Annotated in this window: 15 protein-coding genes and 1 pseudogene; 11 read left to right on the forward strand and 5 right to left on the reverse strand. The window is 72.5% G+C overall.

Annotation, left to right across the window (positions count from 1 at the left end; all coding sequences use genetic code 11):
- Positions 1 to 134: 134 nt before the first annotated feature.
- The 6 genes from ACIGXJ_RS00400 (at position 135) to ACIGXJ_RS00425 (ending at position 5,260) form a co-directional block, all read left to right on the forward strand.
- Entirely contained in the window at positions 135 to 1,169 is a 1,035-nt protein-coding gene (locus ACIGXJ_RS00400) for a pyridoxal-phosphate-dependent aminotransferase family protein (protein ID WP_399639510.1), read from the forward strand.
- 289 nt (positions 1,170 to 1,458) lie between these two features.
- Positions 1,459 to 1,974: a diaminobutyrate acetyltransferase gene (gene ectA, locus ACIGXJ_RS00405; RefSeq protein WP_399639513.1), complete on the forward strand. Its 516-nt coding sequence runs from the start codon at positions 1,459 to 1,461 to the stop codon at positions 1,972 to 1,974.
- A gap of 49 nt (positions 1,975 to 2,023) precedes the next feature.
- Entirely contained in the window at positions 2,024 to 3,310 is a 1,287-nt protein-coding gene (ectB, locus tag ACIGXJ_RS00410) for a diaminobutyrate--2-oxoglutarate transaminase (protein ID WP_399639515.1), read from the forward strand.
- Positions 3,311 to 3,330: 20 nt separating this feature from the next.
- Positions 3,331 to 3,735, forward strand: coding sequence for an ectoine synthase (locus ACIGXJ_RS00415; protein ID WP_399639518.1), 405 nt, complete (start codon positions 3,331 to 3,333; stop codon positions 3,733 to 3,735).
- 5 nt (positions 3,736 to 3,740) lie between these two features.
- Entirely contained in the window at positions 3,741 to 4,640 is a 900-nt protein-coding gene (gene thpD / locus ACIGXJ_RS00420) for an ectoine hydroxylase (protein WP_399639520.1), read from the forward strand.
- A 155-nt stretch (positions 4,641 to 4,795) separates the two neighbouring features.
- Entirely contained in the window at positions 4,796 to 5,260 is a 465-nt protein-coding gene (locus tag ACIGXJ_RS00425) for a MarR family winged helix-turn-helix transcriptional regulator (RefSeq protein WP_399639523.1), read from the forward strand.
- A gap of 8 nt (positions 5,261 to 5,268) precedes the next feature.
- On the opposite strand, the gene ACIGXJ_RS00430 is transcribed toward ACIGXJ_RS00425, so the two are convergent.
- From ACIGXJ_RS00430 to ACIGXJ_RS00450, 5 genes are all read right to left on the reverse strand, one after another.
- On the reverse strand, positions 5,269 to 6,318 hold the full coding sequence (locus tag ACIGXJ_RS00430; protein WP_399639526.1) for an aminotransferase class V-fold PLP-dependent enzyme: 1,050 nt from the start codon (positions 6,316 to 6,318) through the stop codon (positions 5,269 to 5,271).
- 95 nt (positions 6,319 to 6,413) lie between these two features.
- Positions 6,414 to 7,133, reverse strand: coding sequence for a DsbA family oxidoreductase (locus ACIGXJ_RS00435; protein ID WP_399639528.1), 720 nt, complete (start codon positions 7,131 to 7,133; stop codon positions 6,414 to 6,416).
- A 90-nt stretch (positions 7,134 to 7,223) separates the two neighbouring features.
- Complete coding sequence (locus ACIGXJ_RS00440; RefSeq protein ID WP_399639531.1) at positions 7,224 to 7,727, reverse strand: GNAT family N-acetyltransferase; 504 nt, start codon at positions 7,725 to 7,727, stop codon at positions 7,224 to 7,226.
- 39 nt (positions 7,728 to 7,766) lie between these two features.
- Positions 7,767 to 8,375: a DUF1349 domain-containing protein gene (locus ACIGXJ_RS00445; protein ID WP_399639534.1), complete on the reverse strand. Its 609-nt coding sequence runs from the start codon at positions 8,373 to 8,375 to the stop codon at positions 7,767 to 7,769.
- Between the two features lie 57 nt (positions 8,376 to 8,432).
- Positions 8,433 to 9,962, reverse strand: coding sequence for an aldehyde dehydrogenase (NADP(+)) (locus ACIGXJ_RS00450; protein WP_399639537.1), 1,530 nt, complete (start codon positions 9,960 to 9,962; stop codon positions 8,433 to 8,435).
- Between the two features lie 128 nt (positions 9,963 to 10,090).
- Between ACIGXJ_RS00450 and ACIGXJ_RS00455 the strand changes: the two genes are divergently transcribed.
- The 5 genes and pseudogenes from ACIGXJ_RS00455 (at position 10,091) to ACIGXJ_RS00475 (ending at position 13,747) form a co-directional block, all read left to right on the forward strand.
- Positions 10,091 to 10,864 (forward strand): IclR family transcriptional regulator, encoded by a 774-nt coding sequence (locus ACIGXJ_RS00455; protein WP_399639540.1) that lies wholly within the window; start codon positions 10,091 to 10,093, stop codon positions 10,862 to 10,864.
- Positions 10,865 to 10,870: 6 nt separating this feature from the next.
- Positions 10,871 to 11,233: pseudogene (locus ACIGXJ_RS00460) on the forward strand (GNAT family N-acetyltransferase); the annotation flags it as partial.
- Between the two features lie 11 nt (positions 11,234 to 11,244).
- Positions 11,245 to 11,832 carry a hypothetical protein gene (locus tag ACIGXJ_RS00465; RefSeq protein ID WP_399642160.1) on the forward strand — a complete coding sequence of 196 codons (588 nt, stop codon included), beginning with the start codon at positions 11,245 to 11,247 and terminating at the stop codon, positions 11,830 to 11,832.
- Positions 11,829 to 13,091 carry a sensor histidine kinase gene (locus tag ACIGXJ_RS00470; RefSeq protein ID WP_399639543.1) on the forward strand — a complete coding sequence of 421 codons (1,263 nt, stop codon included), beginning with the start codon at positions 11,829 to 11,831 and terminating at the stop codon, positions 13,089 to 13,091. Before ACIGXJ_RS00465 ends, ACIGXJ_RS00470 begins: the two co-directional genes overlap by 4 nt.
- Complete coding sequence (locus ACIGXJ_RS00475; protein ID WP_399639547.1) at positions 13,088 to 13,747, forward strand: response regulator; 660 nt, start codon at positions 13,088 to 13,090, stop codon at positions 13,745 to 13,747. The genes ACIGXJ_RS00470 and ACIGXJ_RS00475 overlap by 4 nt, the downstream gene beginning before the upstream one ends.
- Positions 13,748 to 13,771: the final 24 nt, after the last annotated feature.

A 13,771-nucleotide genomic window follows, 5' to 3' on the forward strand; every position in this document is an offset into this window, starting at 1 on the left:
CCGTCCGGCCTAAGAAAACGGCCGTCCGGTCCAGGAGACCGGCCGTCCGGACCGCACAGCGGCCGTCCGGCCCGAGGCGCCGGCGGTGACCTAGGCTCGACCGCAGTCCCCCGTCGAGTGAAGAGAGCACTGTCGTGACCCACCCCTTCCTGGACCTCGCTCCGCTGAGCGCCGACCGGTTCGCCTCGATCGAGGACCGGGTGGCACGCCTCCTCCATACCCGCCAGGACGTCGTGATCATGCAGGGTGAGGCGCTGCTGCCGCTGGAGGGGGCCATCCGGGGGACGGCGGGGCCCGGCACGACCGCGCTGAACGTGATCACGGGGCCGTACGGGCAGACGTTCGGCGACTGGCTGCGGGACTGCGGCGCGACGGTGATCGACCTGGCCGTGCCGTTCCACACGGCGGTGACCGCGGGGCAGGTCCGGCAGGCGTTCCGGCGGCACCCGGAGATCGACTTCGTGTCGCTGGTGCACGCGGAGGCGGCGACCGGCAACACCAACCCGGTCGCGGAGATCGGTGAGGTGGTGCGGGAGCAGGGCGCGCTGTTCCACCTGGACGCCGTCGCCTCGGTGGGCGCCGAGCCGGTGCTGCCGGACGCGTGGGGCGTGGACCTGTGCGTGATCGGGGCGCAGAAGGCGATGGGCGGGCCCGCGGGGGTGTCCGCCGTGTCCGTGAGCGAGCGGGCCTGGCAGCGGATGGCGGCCAACCCGCGGGCGCCCCGGCGGTCGTACCTGTCGCTGCTCGACTGGAAGGAGCGGTGGATCGACGGCGGCCGTCGCGCCCTGCTCCACGCGCCCGCGCAGCTGGAGATGCTGGCGCTGGAGGCGTGTCTGGAGCGCATCGAGGCCGAGGGGCCGGAGGCGGTGATGGCCCGTCACCGGGACGCGGCGCTGGCGGTGCGCGAGGGCGTGGCGGAGCTGCCGGGCCTGGAGCCGTATGTGTACGAGGTGCGCGACGCGGCGCCGGTGGCCACGACCCTGCGGGTGCGGGACGGGCTGGTCGCCTCCGAGGTCGTCGCCCGGGCGCTGGAGGCGGACCCGTCGGTACCGCTGGCCGCGGGCGGGGGCGCGCTGGCCGCGGAGATGATCCGGGTCAACCATTACGGGGCGTATGCGACCGAAGAGGCCGTCCGGGCGAGTCTCGCGGCGCTGCGATCCGCCGTGTAAATACACGGCCGGGTAAATGCAGATTTCCTTCCCAGGTAATTCACTGAATTCATTCGAATACGGTCTCCCATATCCTCCTGCCCGGTTTCCCCGGGGGTAAACGCGAAGATTTTGCGAACGCGACCTGAGGTGTGACGCGCTCCACAACCGGCCCGATATGCCCTTTTCTCCACGGGCATATCGGGCCAAAGTCGTCAGAGCTCGCGCCCGCGTGATAACACGAAAGCGGCCCGGACCCAAGACCCTGCGGCGATGCAATTTTCAATTTCCGTCGCTAAATTCAATCCGCATGACCGCCGCACCAGCAGACCTGTCCATAGACCGCCCCGCGGTTTCCGACGGAGCCGCACTCTGGCGACTCGCCAAGGAATCCGGGAACCTCGATCTGAACTCGTCCTACAGCTATCTGCTGTGGTGCCGTGACTTCGCCGGCACCTCGGCGGTGGTGCGCGGGGACGACGGGGAGCCCGTGGGGTTCGTGACCGGGTACCTGCGGCCGGACCGCCCGGGGACCCTGCTCGTGTGGCAGGTCGCCGTGGACGCCGCCCACCGCGGGCGCGGGCTCGCGGCACGGCTGCTCGACGGGCTGGTCGCGCGGGTCGCGGGTGAGCGGTCGGTCGTGTACGTCGAGACCACCATCACCCCGGGCAACACCGCCTCCGAGCGGCTGTTCACCTCGTTCGCCGCACGGCACGGCGCCCGTGTCGAGCGGGAGGTCCTGTTCGACCGGGCGCAGTTCCCGGACGGCCCGCACGATCCCGAAGTGCTGTACCGCATCGGCCCGTTGACCCTCCCGACCCGTTGAGCCGGCCGGTTTCCGCCGGACCCTTTGTCGCATTGAGGAGCGAATCGTCGTGACCATCACCCAGCCCGACCTCAGCGTCTTCGAGACCCTGGAGTCCGAGGTGCGCAGCTACTGCCGCGGCTGGCCCACCGTCTTCGACCGTGCGCGCGGCAGCCGTATGTACGACGAGGACGGTCATGAGTACCTCGACTTCTTCGCCGGTGCCGGCTCGCTGAACTACGGCCACAACAACCCTGTTCTCAAACGGGCTCTGCTCGACTATCTGGAGCGCGACGGCGTCACCCACGGCCTCGACATGTCGACGACGGCCAAACGCGCCTTCCTGGGGACCTTCCAGGACCTGATCCTGCGGCCGCGCGATCTGCCCTACAAGGTGATGTTCCCGGGCCCGACCGGCACCAACGCCGTGGAGGCGGCGCTGAAGCTGGCCCGGAAGGTGAAGGGCCGCGAGGCGATCGTGTCGTTCACCAACGCCTTCCACGGCATGTCGCTGGGCTCGCTCGCGGTGACCGGCAACGCCTTCAAGCGGGCCGGGGCCGGCATCCCGCTGGTGCACGGCACGCCGATGCCGTTCGACAACTACTTCGACGGCACGGTCCCGGACTTCCTGTGGTTCGAGCGGCTGCTGGAGGACCAGGGCTCCGGGCTCAACAAGCCCGCCGCGGTGATCGTGGAGACCGTGCAGGGCGAGGGCGGCATCAACGTGGCCCGGCCCGAGTGGCTGCGCGCCCTCAAGGACCTGTGCGAGCGGCAGGACATGCTGCTGATCGTCGACGACATCCAGATGGGCTGCGGCCGTACCGGCGCGTTCTTCTCCTTCGAGGAGGCCGGCATCGTCCCGGACATCGTCACCGTCTCCAAGTCCATCAGCGGCTACGGCCTGCCGATGTCGCTGTGCCTGTTCAAGCCGGAGCTCGACGTGTGGGAGCCGGGCGAGCACAACGGCACCTTCCGCGGCAACAACCCGGCGTTCGTCACGGCCACGGCCGCGCTGGAGAGCTACTGGGCCGACGGCTCGGCCATGGAGAAGCAGACCCGCACCCGCGGCGAGCAGGTCGAGCAGGCGCTGATCGGGATCACCGAGGAGAACCTCGCCGACGTGCGCGAGTACCGCGGGCGCGGTCTGGTGTGGGGCCTGGAGTTCCACGACAAGTCGCGCGCCGAGCGGGTCGCCCGCCGCGCCTTCGAGCTCGGGCTGCTCATCGAGACGTCCGGCCCCGAGAGCGAGGTCGTCAAGCTGCTGCCCGCGCTGACCGTCACCCCGGAGGAGCTGGACGAGGGCCTGCGGATCCTCGCCCGGGCCGTCCGGGAGACCGCCCCCGCCGTCACCGTCTGACCAGGAGGGAACGCACCACCGTGATCGTCCGTTCGTTCAAGGACATCGAGGGAACCGACCGCCATGTGAAGGCCGCGTCCGGGACCTGGGAGAGCAAACGCATCATCCTGGCCCGCGAACGGGTCGGCTTCTCGCTGCACGAGACGGTCCTGTACGCCGGGACGGAGACGTCGATGTGGTACGCCAACCACGTCGAGGCCGTCGTGTGCGTCGAGGGCCGCGCCGAACTCACCGACCACGAGACCGGGGAGTCGTACACGATCACTCCCGGCACCATGTACCTCCTGGACGGTCACGAGCGGCACTCGCTGCGCGTCCTGGAGGACTTCCGCTGCATCTGCGTCTTCAATCCGCCGGTCACCGGCCGGGAGGACCACGACGAGAACGGCGTCTACCCCCTGCTCACCGAACCCGAGGAGGTGTGAGCCCAATGCCTCACGTGTCCACCACCGTCACCGATCTGTACCCCACCCGCGGCACCGCCGAGGTGCAGGTTCCGCGCCAGGACCCCGTTGTGTGGGGCTCCCCCGACACGCCGGGCCCGATCGCGACCGCCGATCTCCAGGCGTACGAACGCGACGGTTTCCTCGCCGTCGACCAGCTCATCGGCGACGACGAGGTCGCCGTGTACCGGCAGGAGCTGGACCGGCTGGTGAGCGATCCGGCGATCCGCGCCGACGAGCGCTCGATCGTCGAGCCCAAGTCGAAGGAGATCCGCTCGGTCTTCGAGGTGCACCGGATCAGCGAGGTGTTCGCGCGTCTGGTGCGGGACGAGCGCGTCGTCGGGCGGGCCCGGCAGATCCTCGGCTCGGACGTGTACGTCCACCAGTCGCGGATCAACGTCAAGCCCGGTTTCGGCGCCAGCGGCTTCTACTGGCACTCCGACTTCGAGACCTGGCACGCCGAGGACGGCCTGCCCAACATGCGGACCGTGTCCGTGTCGATCGCGCTGACCGAGAACTACGCCACCAACGGCGGGCTCATGATCATGCCGGGCTCGCACAGGACGTTCCTCGGGTGCGCCGGTGCCACGCCGAAGGACAACTACAAGAAGTCGCTGCAGATGCAGGACGCGGGCACCCCCTCCGACGAGGCCCTGACCGCCATGGCCTCGGAGCACGGCATCCGGCTCTTCACCGGCCGGGCCGGTTCGGCCACCTGGTTCGACTGCAACGCGATGCACGGCTCGGGCGACAACATCACGCCGTTCCCGCGCAGCAACGTCTTCATCGTGTTCAACAGCGTGGAGAACACGGCGGTCGAGCCGTTCGCGGCCCCGGTGCGGCGACCTGAGTTCGTCGGGGCTCGGGACTTCACGCCCGTGCGGTGACGTGCACCATGTCGCGAAGGGGGCCTGCCGTCTCGGCGGGCCCCTTCGCCGTGTCGTGGGTCCCCCGTGCGTGTACAGCTGAGCCGGGGGCGGCCACCCGGCCGAAGGCGGACACGTAGGGTCACGAGTCCCACGACGATCGAGAGGAACGCCCCATGGAGGAGGCCGCCTGTACCCGGCTGCCGGCCGCCGCGCACTGCGGGCCGGTCAGTCACGCCCTGAGCCGCACCGCACGGCTGCACCGCACGGCGGCGGCCGGACTGCTGCGGGGCCTCGGGCTCTACCCGGGCCAGGAGCTGGTGATGATGCACCTGTGGGAGCAGGGGCCGAGCCGCCAGTCGGACCTGATCAAGATGCTGGACCTGGACCCGTCCACGATCACCAAGATGCTGCAGCGCCTGGAGCAGGCGGGGCACGTCCGCCGGCTGCCCGACCCGGCGGACCGGCGCGCGATCCTGGTGCGGGCGACCGAGCGCAGCGGTGGGCTGCTGACGGAGGTCGCGCGGGCCTGGGGCACGCTGGAGGAGCGCACCCTGGCGGGTCTGTCCGCCACCGAGCGGGAGCAGTTCCTGGCGCTGCTCCTCAAGGCCGAGGGCAACCTCTGCGCCGAGGCCCGTTGACCCCGACGTCAGGACAGGGCCTCCAGCAGCCGGTCCACGTCCGCCTCGGTGTTGTACAGGTGGAAGGACGCCCTCAGGTTGCCCGCCCGGTCGGACACCTGGATGCCCGCCTCCGCCAGCCGGGGCTGGAGGTGGTCGAGGCCGGGCACGGAGACGATGGGCGACCCGGGCGAGGGCAGCGGCTCATGGCCGAGGGCGGCGACGCCCGCGCGGAACCGGTCGGCCAGGGCGAGGTCGTGGGCGTGGACGGCGTCGACGCCGATCTCCTCGACGAGTTCCAGGGAGGCACGCAGCCCGGCGTACCCGAACAGGCTGGGGGCGATGTCGAACCGCCGTGCGGAGCGGGCGAGTTCGGTGACGGGTCCGTAGCAGCTGTCGAAGGGCACCTCACCGGCGACCCATCCGGCGAGCAGCGGGGTCAGCCCGCCGAGATCCTCCGGCACGGTGAGGAACACCACGCCGTGCGGGCCGAGCAGCCACTTGTAGCCGACGACGGCGACGTAGTCGTAGGCCCCCGCGTCCAGCGGCAGCCAGCCCGCCGCCTGGGAGGCGTCGACATAGGTGCGCGCGCCGTGCGCCCGGGCCGCCTCGCGCACCCGGGCGAGGTCGGCGACCCGGCCGTCGGCGGACTGGGCGGCGCTGAAGGCGACGAGCGCGGTCTCCGGGCGGACCGACTCGGCGAGCCGCTCCAGCGGCACGGCCCGCACCTTGAGGTCGCCGCGCATGTGGAAGGGGTTGACCAGGGAGGCGAAGTCGGCCTCGGGGGTGAGGACTTCGGCACCGGCTGGCAGCGAGGCGGCGATCAGCCCGCCGAACTCGGCGACCGAGCCGCCGGTCGCCACCCGCTCGACCGGGACCCCGGTCAGCCGTGCGAAGGACGCGCGGACCGCCTCCACGTCCTCGTACAGCGGACCCAGCGGCACGCCCTTGGCCCGCATCCGCGCCGCCCGGTCCAGGGCGGTCAGGGTGCGGGCGGGCAGCAGGCCGTTGCTCGCGGTGTTGAGGAAGGTGTTCTCCGGGGCGAACTCGGCACGGACGAGGCTCTCGAAGGTCTCCATGGGACCACTGTGATCCCCTGGAGACCTGTCAGTCCATTGCGAATTTTTCCGCGGTCCGCCAAAGCACCGCTTATACAGGGGCCCTGACCTGCGGCTCAGCCCTGCTGGGGCACCGCGCACCCGTCGGGGCCGCACACGTCCGCGTCCGCCTGGTCGACCAGGGTCAGCGGGGAGCGCTCGCCCCAGGCCTGGGTGAGGGCCTGCGTGAACACCTCGGCGGGCTGGGCGCCGGAGACGCCGTAGGTGCGGTCCAGGACGAAGAACGGCACGCCGGTCGCGCCGAGCTGGGCGGCCTCACGCTCGTCGGCACGGACCTCGTCGGCGTAGGCGTCCTCGTCGGCCAGCACCTCGCGGGCGGCGTCCGCGTCGAGGCCCGCCTCGACGGCCAGCTCCACCAGCCGCTCGTCGCCCTCGGTGAAGACGGACCGCTCCTCGGCGAAGTTGGCCCGGTACAGCAGCTGGAGCAGCTCGTCCTGGCGGCCCTGCTCCTCGGCGAAGTGCAGCAGACGGTGCATGTCGAAGGTGTTGCCGTGGTCGCGGCCGCGGGTGCGGTACTCCAGGCCCTCGGCGGCGGCCTGCGCGCCGACGTTGTCCTCGGCGGCCTGGGCCTGCGCCTCGCTGATGCCGTACTTCTGGGCGAGCATCGGGATGACGGGGCCCGCGTCGCTCTTGGCGCGGCCGGGGTCGAGCTCGAAGGAGCGGTGCACGACCTCGACCCGGTCGCGGTGCGGGAAGGCCGCGAGCGCCTTCTCGAAGCGGGCCTTGCCCACGTAGCACCAGGGGCAGGCGATGTCGCTCCAGATCTCGACGCGCATGTTTCTTCGGCTTCCTTCGGTCGTACGGCACGTGTGCGGGGGCATGCGGAGACGCCCTCCGCTGTTACGTGAACCTTCAACCGACGGCGTTCATTCCCCGTGGAGGTCCAGCCGCAGCATGAGGTGATGGTCACCCTCGCGCGGGGGCCGCTCCGGGTCGGGGACCCAGCCCTGACGGGCGTAGAAGGCCTGGGCCCGCCGGTTGCCGGCGTGCACGCTCAGTACGGCGGCGCGCCGGCGGTCGGCCCGCCACTGCTCCAGACAGGCCGCGTGAAGGGCGGTGCCGATGCCGGAGCGCCAGTGGCCGGGGTCGACATGGAACTGGCGCAGGTCGACGGTGTCCGCGGGGACGGCCCGGACGGCACGGAAGGAGGCGAGCCCCACGATCCGGCCGCCCTCGACGACACACAGCACCTGTCCGTCCGGCCGCTCGATGGCGGCCAGCCAGGCGGCCCGCCAGTCGGTGCCGTCGTCGGGGACCCCGTCCGGGTAGTACGTCGCTCTGGCGCGGGCGTGCAGCGCGGTGACCGCGTCCACCTCGGCCCGCACGACGGTCCGGATCACCCGGCTTCCGGTCACTCGCTCAACGATCACGCCGGCTAGGACGCGTTTCTGGCCACCCGGGTTCCGGATTCAGCTGCCGTCGCGCAGGTCGGCGGGCCAGCTCGGCCGGAACTCGATGTGGTCGAAGGTCACCACGCAGCCCTCTCCGAGCGGCGCCTGCGCCATGAACCCGGTCAGCGCCGCGCCCGTCTCCCGCTCGCCGCCCAGCGTGAACAGCCGCACGAACGTCCACCGCTCCCCGTCCCGCGAGGCGTGGAACGCGAACGCCCGCCCGGTCCTGCTCACCCTGAGCCACACCGAACTGCCCGTCACGGTGAAGGAGTTGGCGTCGTCGGAGTGCCCCCGGGTGACCACCGTGCACACGGTCGGCACATCGGGGGAGTACTCCAGGCACAGCTTGGCCCAGGCCCGCTCCCCCACGTGCACATAGAGCACCCCGGCGTCGAACGCCGAGTTGAACCCCACGGTGACCCGGGCGATCAGCTGGAAGTCCCCCTCCGGCGCCCCGAGCAGCCGAGGCGCGTCGGAGGCGGAGTCCAGCGACTCTCCCGTCGGCGGCACGAACCGGTCCTGCCGGGGCCCGGCCCATCCGGTGAGGGCCCCGTCCTCGTACGACCAGTGCCCGTCCGGCCCGTAGGTGCGGAGCGGGAAGGGCAGTTGGGGAAGGGAGAGGTCCATGCGCTCATTCTCCAGGTCCGCGGGCCTGCCGCTCGGACTGCCGTACCCCTGCGGCGCTCAGCGCTCCAGACGCCCGTTGAACCGCCGCGGCAGCCCCAGCGGGTTGTCGTCGCGCAGCTCGGCCGGCAGCAGGGCCTCCGGCGCCCCCTGGTACACCACCGGCCGCAGCCACCGCTCGATGGCGGTACCGCCCACGGAGGTGGAGGTGGAGGTCGTCGCGGGGTAGGGCCCCCCATGGTGCTGTGCGGGCGCCACCGCGACCCCGGTCGGCCAGCCGTTCACCAGCACACGTCCGGCCAGCGGCGTCAGCTCCGCGAGGAGCTCGGGCCCGCGCCCCTCCCCCGCGGCCTCCTCGGCGGAGACGTGCACGGTCGCGGTGAGGTTTCCCGGCAGCCGGGACAGCACGGTCCTGGCCTCGTCCTCGTCCTCGTACCGGACCACGACGGTGACCGGCCCGAAGCACTCCTCCAGGAGCAGGTCGTAGGCGCCCTCGCTCGTCAGTTTCCCGGCCGGCACGGTCAGGAACCCGGCGCTGACGGTGTGCTCCCCGCCCGCTCCGGGGGTGACCGGGGACTCCACCCCGTCCAGCTCCGCCCGCTCGGCGACACCGGCGACGAAGTTGTCCCGCATGCGGTGGTCGAGCAGGACCCCCGCGTCGGTGTCGCTCACGGCGTCGGTCAGCGACTTCACCAGGCCGTCGCCCGCCGCGCCGGACGGCACCAGCACCAGCCCCGGCTTGACGCAGAACTGCCCGACGCCCAGCGTCATGGAACCCGCGAGCCCCGTACCGATGGCCTCACCGCGCTCGGCGGCCGCCGCCTCGGTGACCAGGACCGGGTTCAGCGAGCCGAGCTCGCCGTGGAAGGGGATCGGCACCGGGCGGGCCGCGGCCGCGTCGAAGAGCGCACGGCCGCCTCGTACGGAACCGGTGAAGCCGGCCGCGGAGACCAGCGGGTGCTTGATCAGCTCGACGCCGGCCTCGAAGCCGTGGACCAGGCCCAGCACGCCCTCGGGGATGTCGTGCCGGCGGGCGGCCCGCCGCAGGACGGCGGCGACCAGCTCCGACAGCGCCGGGTGGTCGGGGTGCGCCTTGACCACGACGGGGCAGCCCGCGGCGAGCGCGCTCGCGGTGTCGCCGCCGGGGACGGAGAAGGCGAAGGGGAAGTTGGAGGCGGAGTAGACGGCGACGACGCCCAGCGGCACCTTGTAGCGGCGCAGGTCCGGGATGGGCGGGGTGGCGGTGTCGTCGGGGTGGTCGATGACGACGTCCAGGAAGGCGCCCTCGTCGACGATGGCGGCGAACGCGCGCAGCTGGAAGCAGGTGCGGGCGAGCTCACCGTTGAGCCGGACCGGACCGAGCGCGGTCTCGGCGTCGGCCGCCTCGACGAGCCGCTCCCCGGCCGCCTCCAGCTCGGCGGCGGCCGTGCGCAGGAACGCGGCGCGGACCGTGCGGTCGGCGAGCGCGGCCCGGGCGTCGTGCGCGGCGCGGACGGCGGCGTCCACCTCCTGGGCCGTGGCCTCCACCGCAACCTGCTCCCGCTGCTTCCCGGTACGGGGGTCGACACTCCAGACTGGTGCTGCTGCCACCGCGGATCCCTCCACACGTCACTGGGTCAATCACCAGGTCGTTCGATATACTGAACGCCGTCTCTGATGATGAACGTTCATCGGAGACTCTATCCTCAGCTTCTCGTCGAATGAAGGGGTCACTGGCGATGTCGGCAGGCGAGACGGGGGGCGGAGCGCAGGTCAAGTCCGCTGTGCGGACGGTCGAACTGCTGGAGTACTTCGCCGGACGCCCCGGCATGCATTCCCTCGCCGCGGTCCAGGAGGCCGTCGGCTACCCGAAGTCCAGCCTGTACATGCTGCTGCGCACCCTGGTGGAGCTGGGCTGGGTCGAGACGGACGCGACCGGCACGCGGTACGGCATCGGCGTACGGGCGCTGCTGGTCGGCACGTCGTACATCGACGGCGACGAGGTGGTCGCGGTGGCCCGGCCGACGCTGGACCGGCTCTCGGACGACACCACCGAGACCATCCACCTCGCCCGCCTGGACGGCACCAACGTCGTCTACCTGGCCACCCGCCAGTCGCAGCACTATCTGCGCCCCTTCACCCGGGTCGGGCGCCGGCTGCCCGCGCACTCCACGTCGCTGGGCAAGGCGCTGCTGAGCACGTTCTCCGACGAGCAGGTGCGCAAGATGCTGCCGGAGACGCTGCCCGCGCTCACCGAGAACACCATCACCGACCGGGAGAAGCTCATCGAGGAGCTGCACCAGGTCCGGGAGCAGGGGTACGCGGTCGACCGCGAGGAGAACACGCTCGGCCTGCGCTGCTTCGGCGTGGCGATCCCCTACCGCACCCCCGCGCGGGACGCGATCAGCTGCTCGGTGCCGGTGGCCCGGCTGACCCCCGCCCACGAACAGATGGTGAAGGACGCCCTGTTCGACGCCCGCGACCGGCTGACCCTGGCGACCCGGAGGCTCTGAGCACGCATGGATCTTGTACTGCGTCCCGTCCACGACAGCGATCTGCCGGTGTTCTTCCGGCAGATGAACGACCCCGAGTCCCTCACGATGGCCGCGTTCACCCCGCGCGACCCGGCCGACCGGGACGCCTTCGAGGCGCACTGGAGGCGGGTCCTTGCCTCCGACGCCGTCAACCGGACCGTCCTGCTGGACGGTGACGTGGTCGGCAGCGCGGCCGTGTACGGGGAGCCGGGCGAGCGCGAGGTGACGTACTGGATCGACCGCGCCTACTGGGGGCGCGGCATCGCGACGGCCGCGCTGCGCGCGCTGCTCGCCGAGGTGCCGGAGCGTCCGCTGTACGCCCGCGCGGCGGCGGACAACTCCGCTTCCTGGCCCCCTGGGTGTTCGGTGTCGTCTACGGCGGTTTCATCGTGCAGGGCCTCGCGCTGGGCACACTGTTCGCGCTGTACGCCCGTGACCGCTGGGGGCGGTTGTGGCAGGGCCGGGTGTGGGACCTGCCGCGCGCCGTCCTCGGCACCCGCCCGCAGCAGGCGGCCTCCGTCGCCGCAGCCGTGCTCGCCGTGCTGCCGGCCGGCGCGCACCTGCTGTGGGCCTGCGGCAGCACGCGCGGCCTCAACGCCGACCGGATCGCCGACCGCACCAGCGACTTCTATGTCGTGGAGGCGCAGTCCGCCGGCTACCTCGTCCTCGCCGTGGCCGCCGCGCTGACGCTCGCCTTCCGGCGCGGCCGGGCGCTGCCGGTGAAAGTGCCGCTCGCGGCGGCCTGGGTGGCGGGCGCGGCTGCGGCCTGCTGGGCGGGCTGGCAGGCGACGGCCTCGCTGGTGGTCGCGGAGAGCGCCGCGGAACGGCCCACCGCGCTGATGAATCTCACCTACGCTGGCGGCATGATCGTCGGCGTACTCGTCGCGGGCCTGGTCGTCCGCTTCCTCGTCGCGCACCCGGCGGCCGCGAACCGCCGCACGGTGTGAGCGCGTTCGTCGCGGCGCTGTTCGGGCGGCGGGCGCGCCGGCGGTGGATCCATCTGATCCTCGGCGGCGCGCTCGCCATGCCGTACGTCTTCGTCGGACAGCTGGTCGTCGGCCCGCTCACCGACTCGCGGTACTTCTTCGCCGACATCGCGCTGCAACTCCTCGCGTTCGTGGTGGGTTTGCCGCTGGCCGCCGTCACCTCGCTGTTCCCGCCGACCCGGACCCTGGAGTCCGGTGCGGTGCGTGCCCTGTGCGGCATCGACGCGGACGAGCTGGCGTACGGGCCCGCGCGCAGCCGGGCGGCCAAGCGGCGGACGGCGGCCTGGTTCACGCTGCACCTGGGGCTCGGCGGGATCGTGTCCGGGATGTCGCTGGCCGTGCCGCCGCTGGCGGTGGTGCTGTTGCTGCTGCCGGTCGTGGTGGGGCTCACGGACGGCCGTCTGGGGATGCCCGAACGCTTCGAGGAGACCTGGGTGGTGGCGCTGTGCGCGCCGGCCGGGGCGGCCATGCTGGTGGCGCTGGCGGCGGTCGCGGCCGGGTGCGGGGCGCTGCTCGCCCGGTGGGCGCCGGTGCTGCTCGGGCCCGGACCCGAGGACCGGCTCGCGGCGGCCGAGGCACGCGCCGCCGACCTGGCCGTGCGCAACCGGCTCGCGCGCGAGCTGCACGACTCCGTCGGCCACGCGCTCAGCGCGGTCACCCTCCAGGCGAGCGCGGCCCGCCGGGTCCTGGACAGCGACCCGGAGTTCGTGCGCGAGGCGCTCGCCGCGATCGAGGACACCACCCGGCGCACGGTCGGCGAACTGGACGCCGTGCTGGGCGTGCTGCGGGCCGGAGACGCCCCGGGCACGGCCCCAGCGCCGACCCTCGCCGACGACCTCGAGGGCCTGCTGCGCCGCACCCGCGCGGGCGGCACCGAGCTGACCGCCGACATCGCCGCGGACCCCGCCGCCGTACCGCCGTTGCTGTCCCGCGAGGCCTACCGCATCGTGCAGGAGGGGCTGAGCAACGCGCTGCGGCACGCGGGCGGTGCGGTGCCGGTCGGGCTGCGGCTCGCCGTCGCCGACGGGGGGCTGGAGATCACCGTGGAGAACCCGGTGACCGGCGCCGCCCCCGGCCGGCCCGGTGGCGGACACGGGCTGCGCGGCATCGCCGACCGCGCCCGGCTGCTGGGCGGGACGGCCGAGGCGGGTGCCGTGGAAGGAACATGGCGGCTGCGGGTCCGCCTGCCGCTGACGACACACGCGAAGGACACCGTATGACCGACAGTCCCATCCGGATCGTGCTCGCCGACGACGAGCGCATGGTGCGCACCGCCCTGCGCGCCATCCTCTCCGCCGAGCCGGGATGCGAGGTGGTCGGCGAGGCCGCGACCGGCGCGGAGGCGGTGTCCGTCGTGCGGGAGGCGCGGCCCGACGTGGTCCTGATGGACGTCCGGATGCCGGAGACCGACGGGATACGGGCCACCGAGCAGATCCTCGCCACGATGGAGGAGCCGCCGCGGATCGTCGTCGTCACCACCTTCGAGAACGACTCCTACGTCTACGACGCGCTGCGCGCCGGTGCCGCCGGGTTCCTGCTCAAGCGGGCCGACGCCGACGCGCTGGTGCAGGCGGTGCGGCTCGTCGCGCGCACCGACACCCTGCTCTTCCCGGCGGCGGTCCGGGCCCTCGCGGTGGAGCACGGCCGGGCGAGCGCGGCGCCTCCGGCGTGGGTGGCGCGGCTCACCGGCCGGGAGAGCGAGGTGCTGCGGCTGATGGCGGGCGGGCTGACCAACGCGGAGATCGCCCGGCGGATGGAGGTGGGCGCCGCGACGGTGAAGTCGCACGTGGCGGCGGTGCTGGCGAAGACGGGCACCCGCGACCGGACACAGGCGGTGATCGCGGCGTACGAGGCCGGGTTCCTGAAGTCGTCGTGAGCCGGGGCGCCCGGCGCGCTTCAT

The sequence above is a fragment of the Streptomyces sp. NPDC053367 genome (assembly GCF_044545925.1).
In the GTDB taxonomy this organism is placed as follows: Bacteria; Actinomycetota; Actinomycetes; order Streptomycetales; family Streptomycetaceae; genus Streptomyces.

What these genes read in the sequence shown, in the direction of transcription:
- ectA (WP_399639513.1), top strand. Translation starts at nt 1,459, where the DNA reads ATGACCGCCGCACCAGCAGACCTGTCCATAGACCGCCCCGCGGTTTCC.
- thpD (WP_399639520.1), top strand. Translation starts at nt 3,741, where the DNA reads ATGCCTCACGTGTCCACCACCGTCACCGATCTGTACCCCACCCGCGGC.
- ACIGXJ_RS00425 (WP_399639523.1), top strand. Translation starts at nt 4,796, where the DNA reads ATGGAGGAGGCCGCCTGTACCCGGCTGCCGGCCGCCGCGCACTGCGGG.
- ACIGXJ_RS00430 (WP_399639526.1), bottom strand. Translation starts at nt 6,318, where the DNA reads ATGGAGACCTTCGAGAGCCTCGTCCGTGCCGAGTTCGCCCCGGAGAAC.
- ACIGXJ_RS00435 (WP_399639528.1), bottom strand. Translation starts at nt 7,133, where the DNA reads ATGCGCGTCGAGATCTGGAGCGACATCGCCTGCCCCTGGTGCTACGTG.
- ACIGXJ_RS00445 (WP_399639534.1), bottom strand. Translation starts at nt 8,375, where the DNA reads ATGGACCTCTCCCTTCCCCAACTGCCCTTCCCGCTCCGCACCTACGGG.
- ACIGXJ_RS00455 (WP_399639540.1), top strand. Translation starts at nt 10,091, where the DNA reads ATGTCGGCAGGCGAGACGGGGGGCGGAGCGCAGGTCAAGTCCGCTGTG.
- ACIGXJ_RS00475 (WP_399639547.1), top strand. Translation starts at nt 13,088, where the DNA reads ATGACCGACAGTCCCATCCGGATCGTGCTCGCCGACGACGAGCGCATG.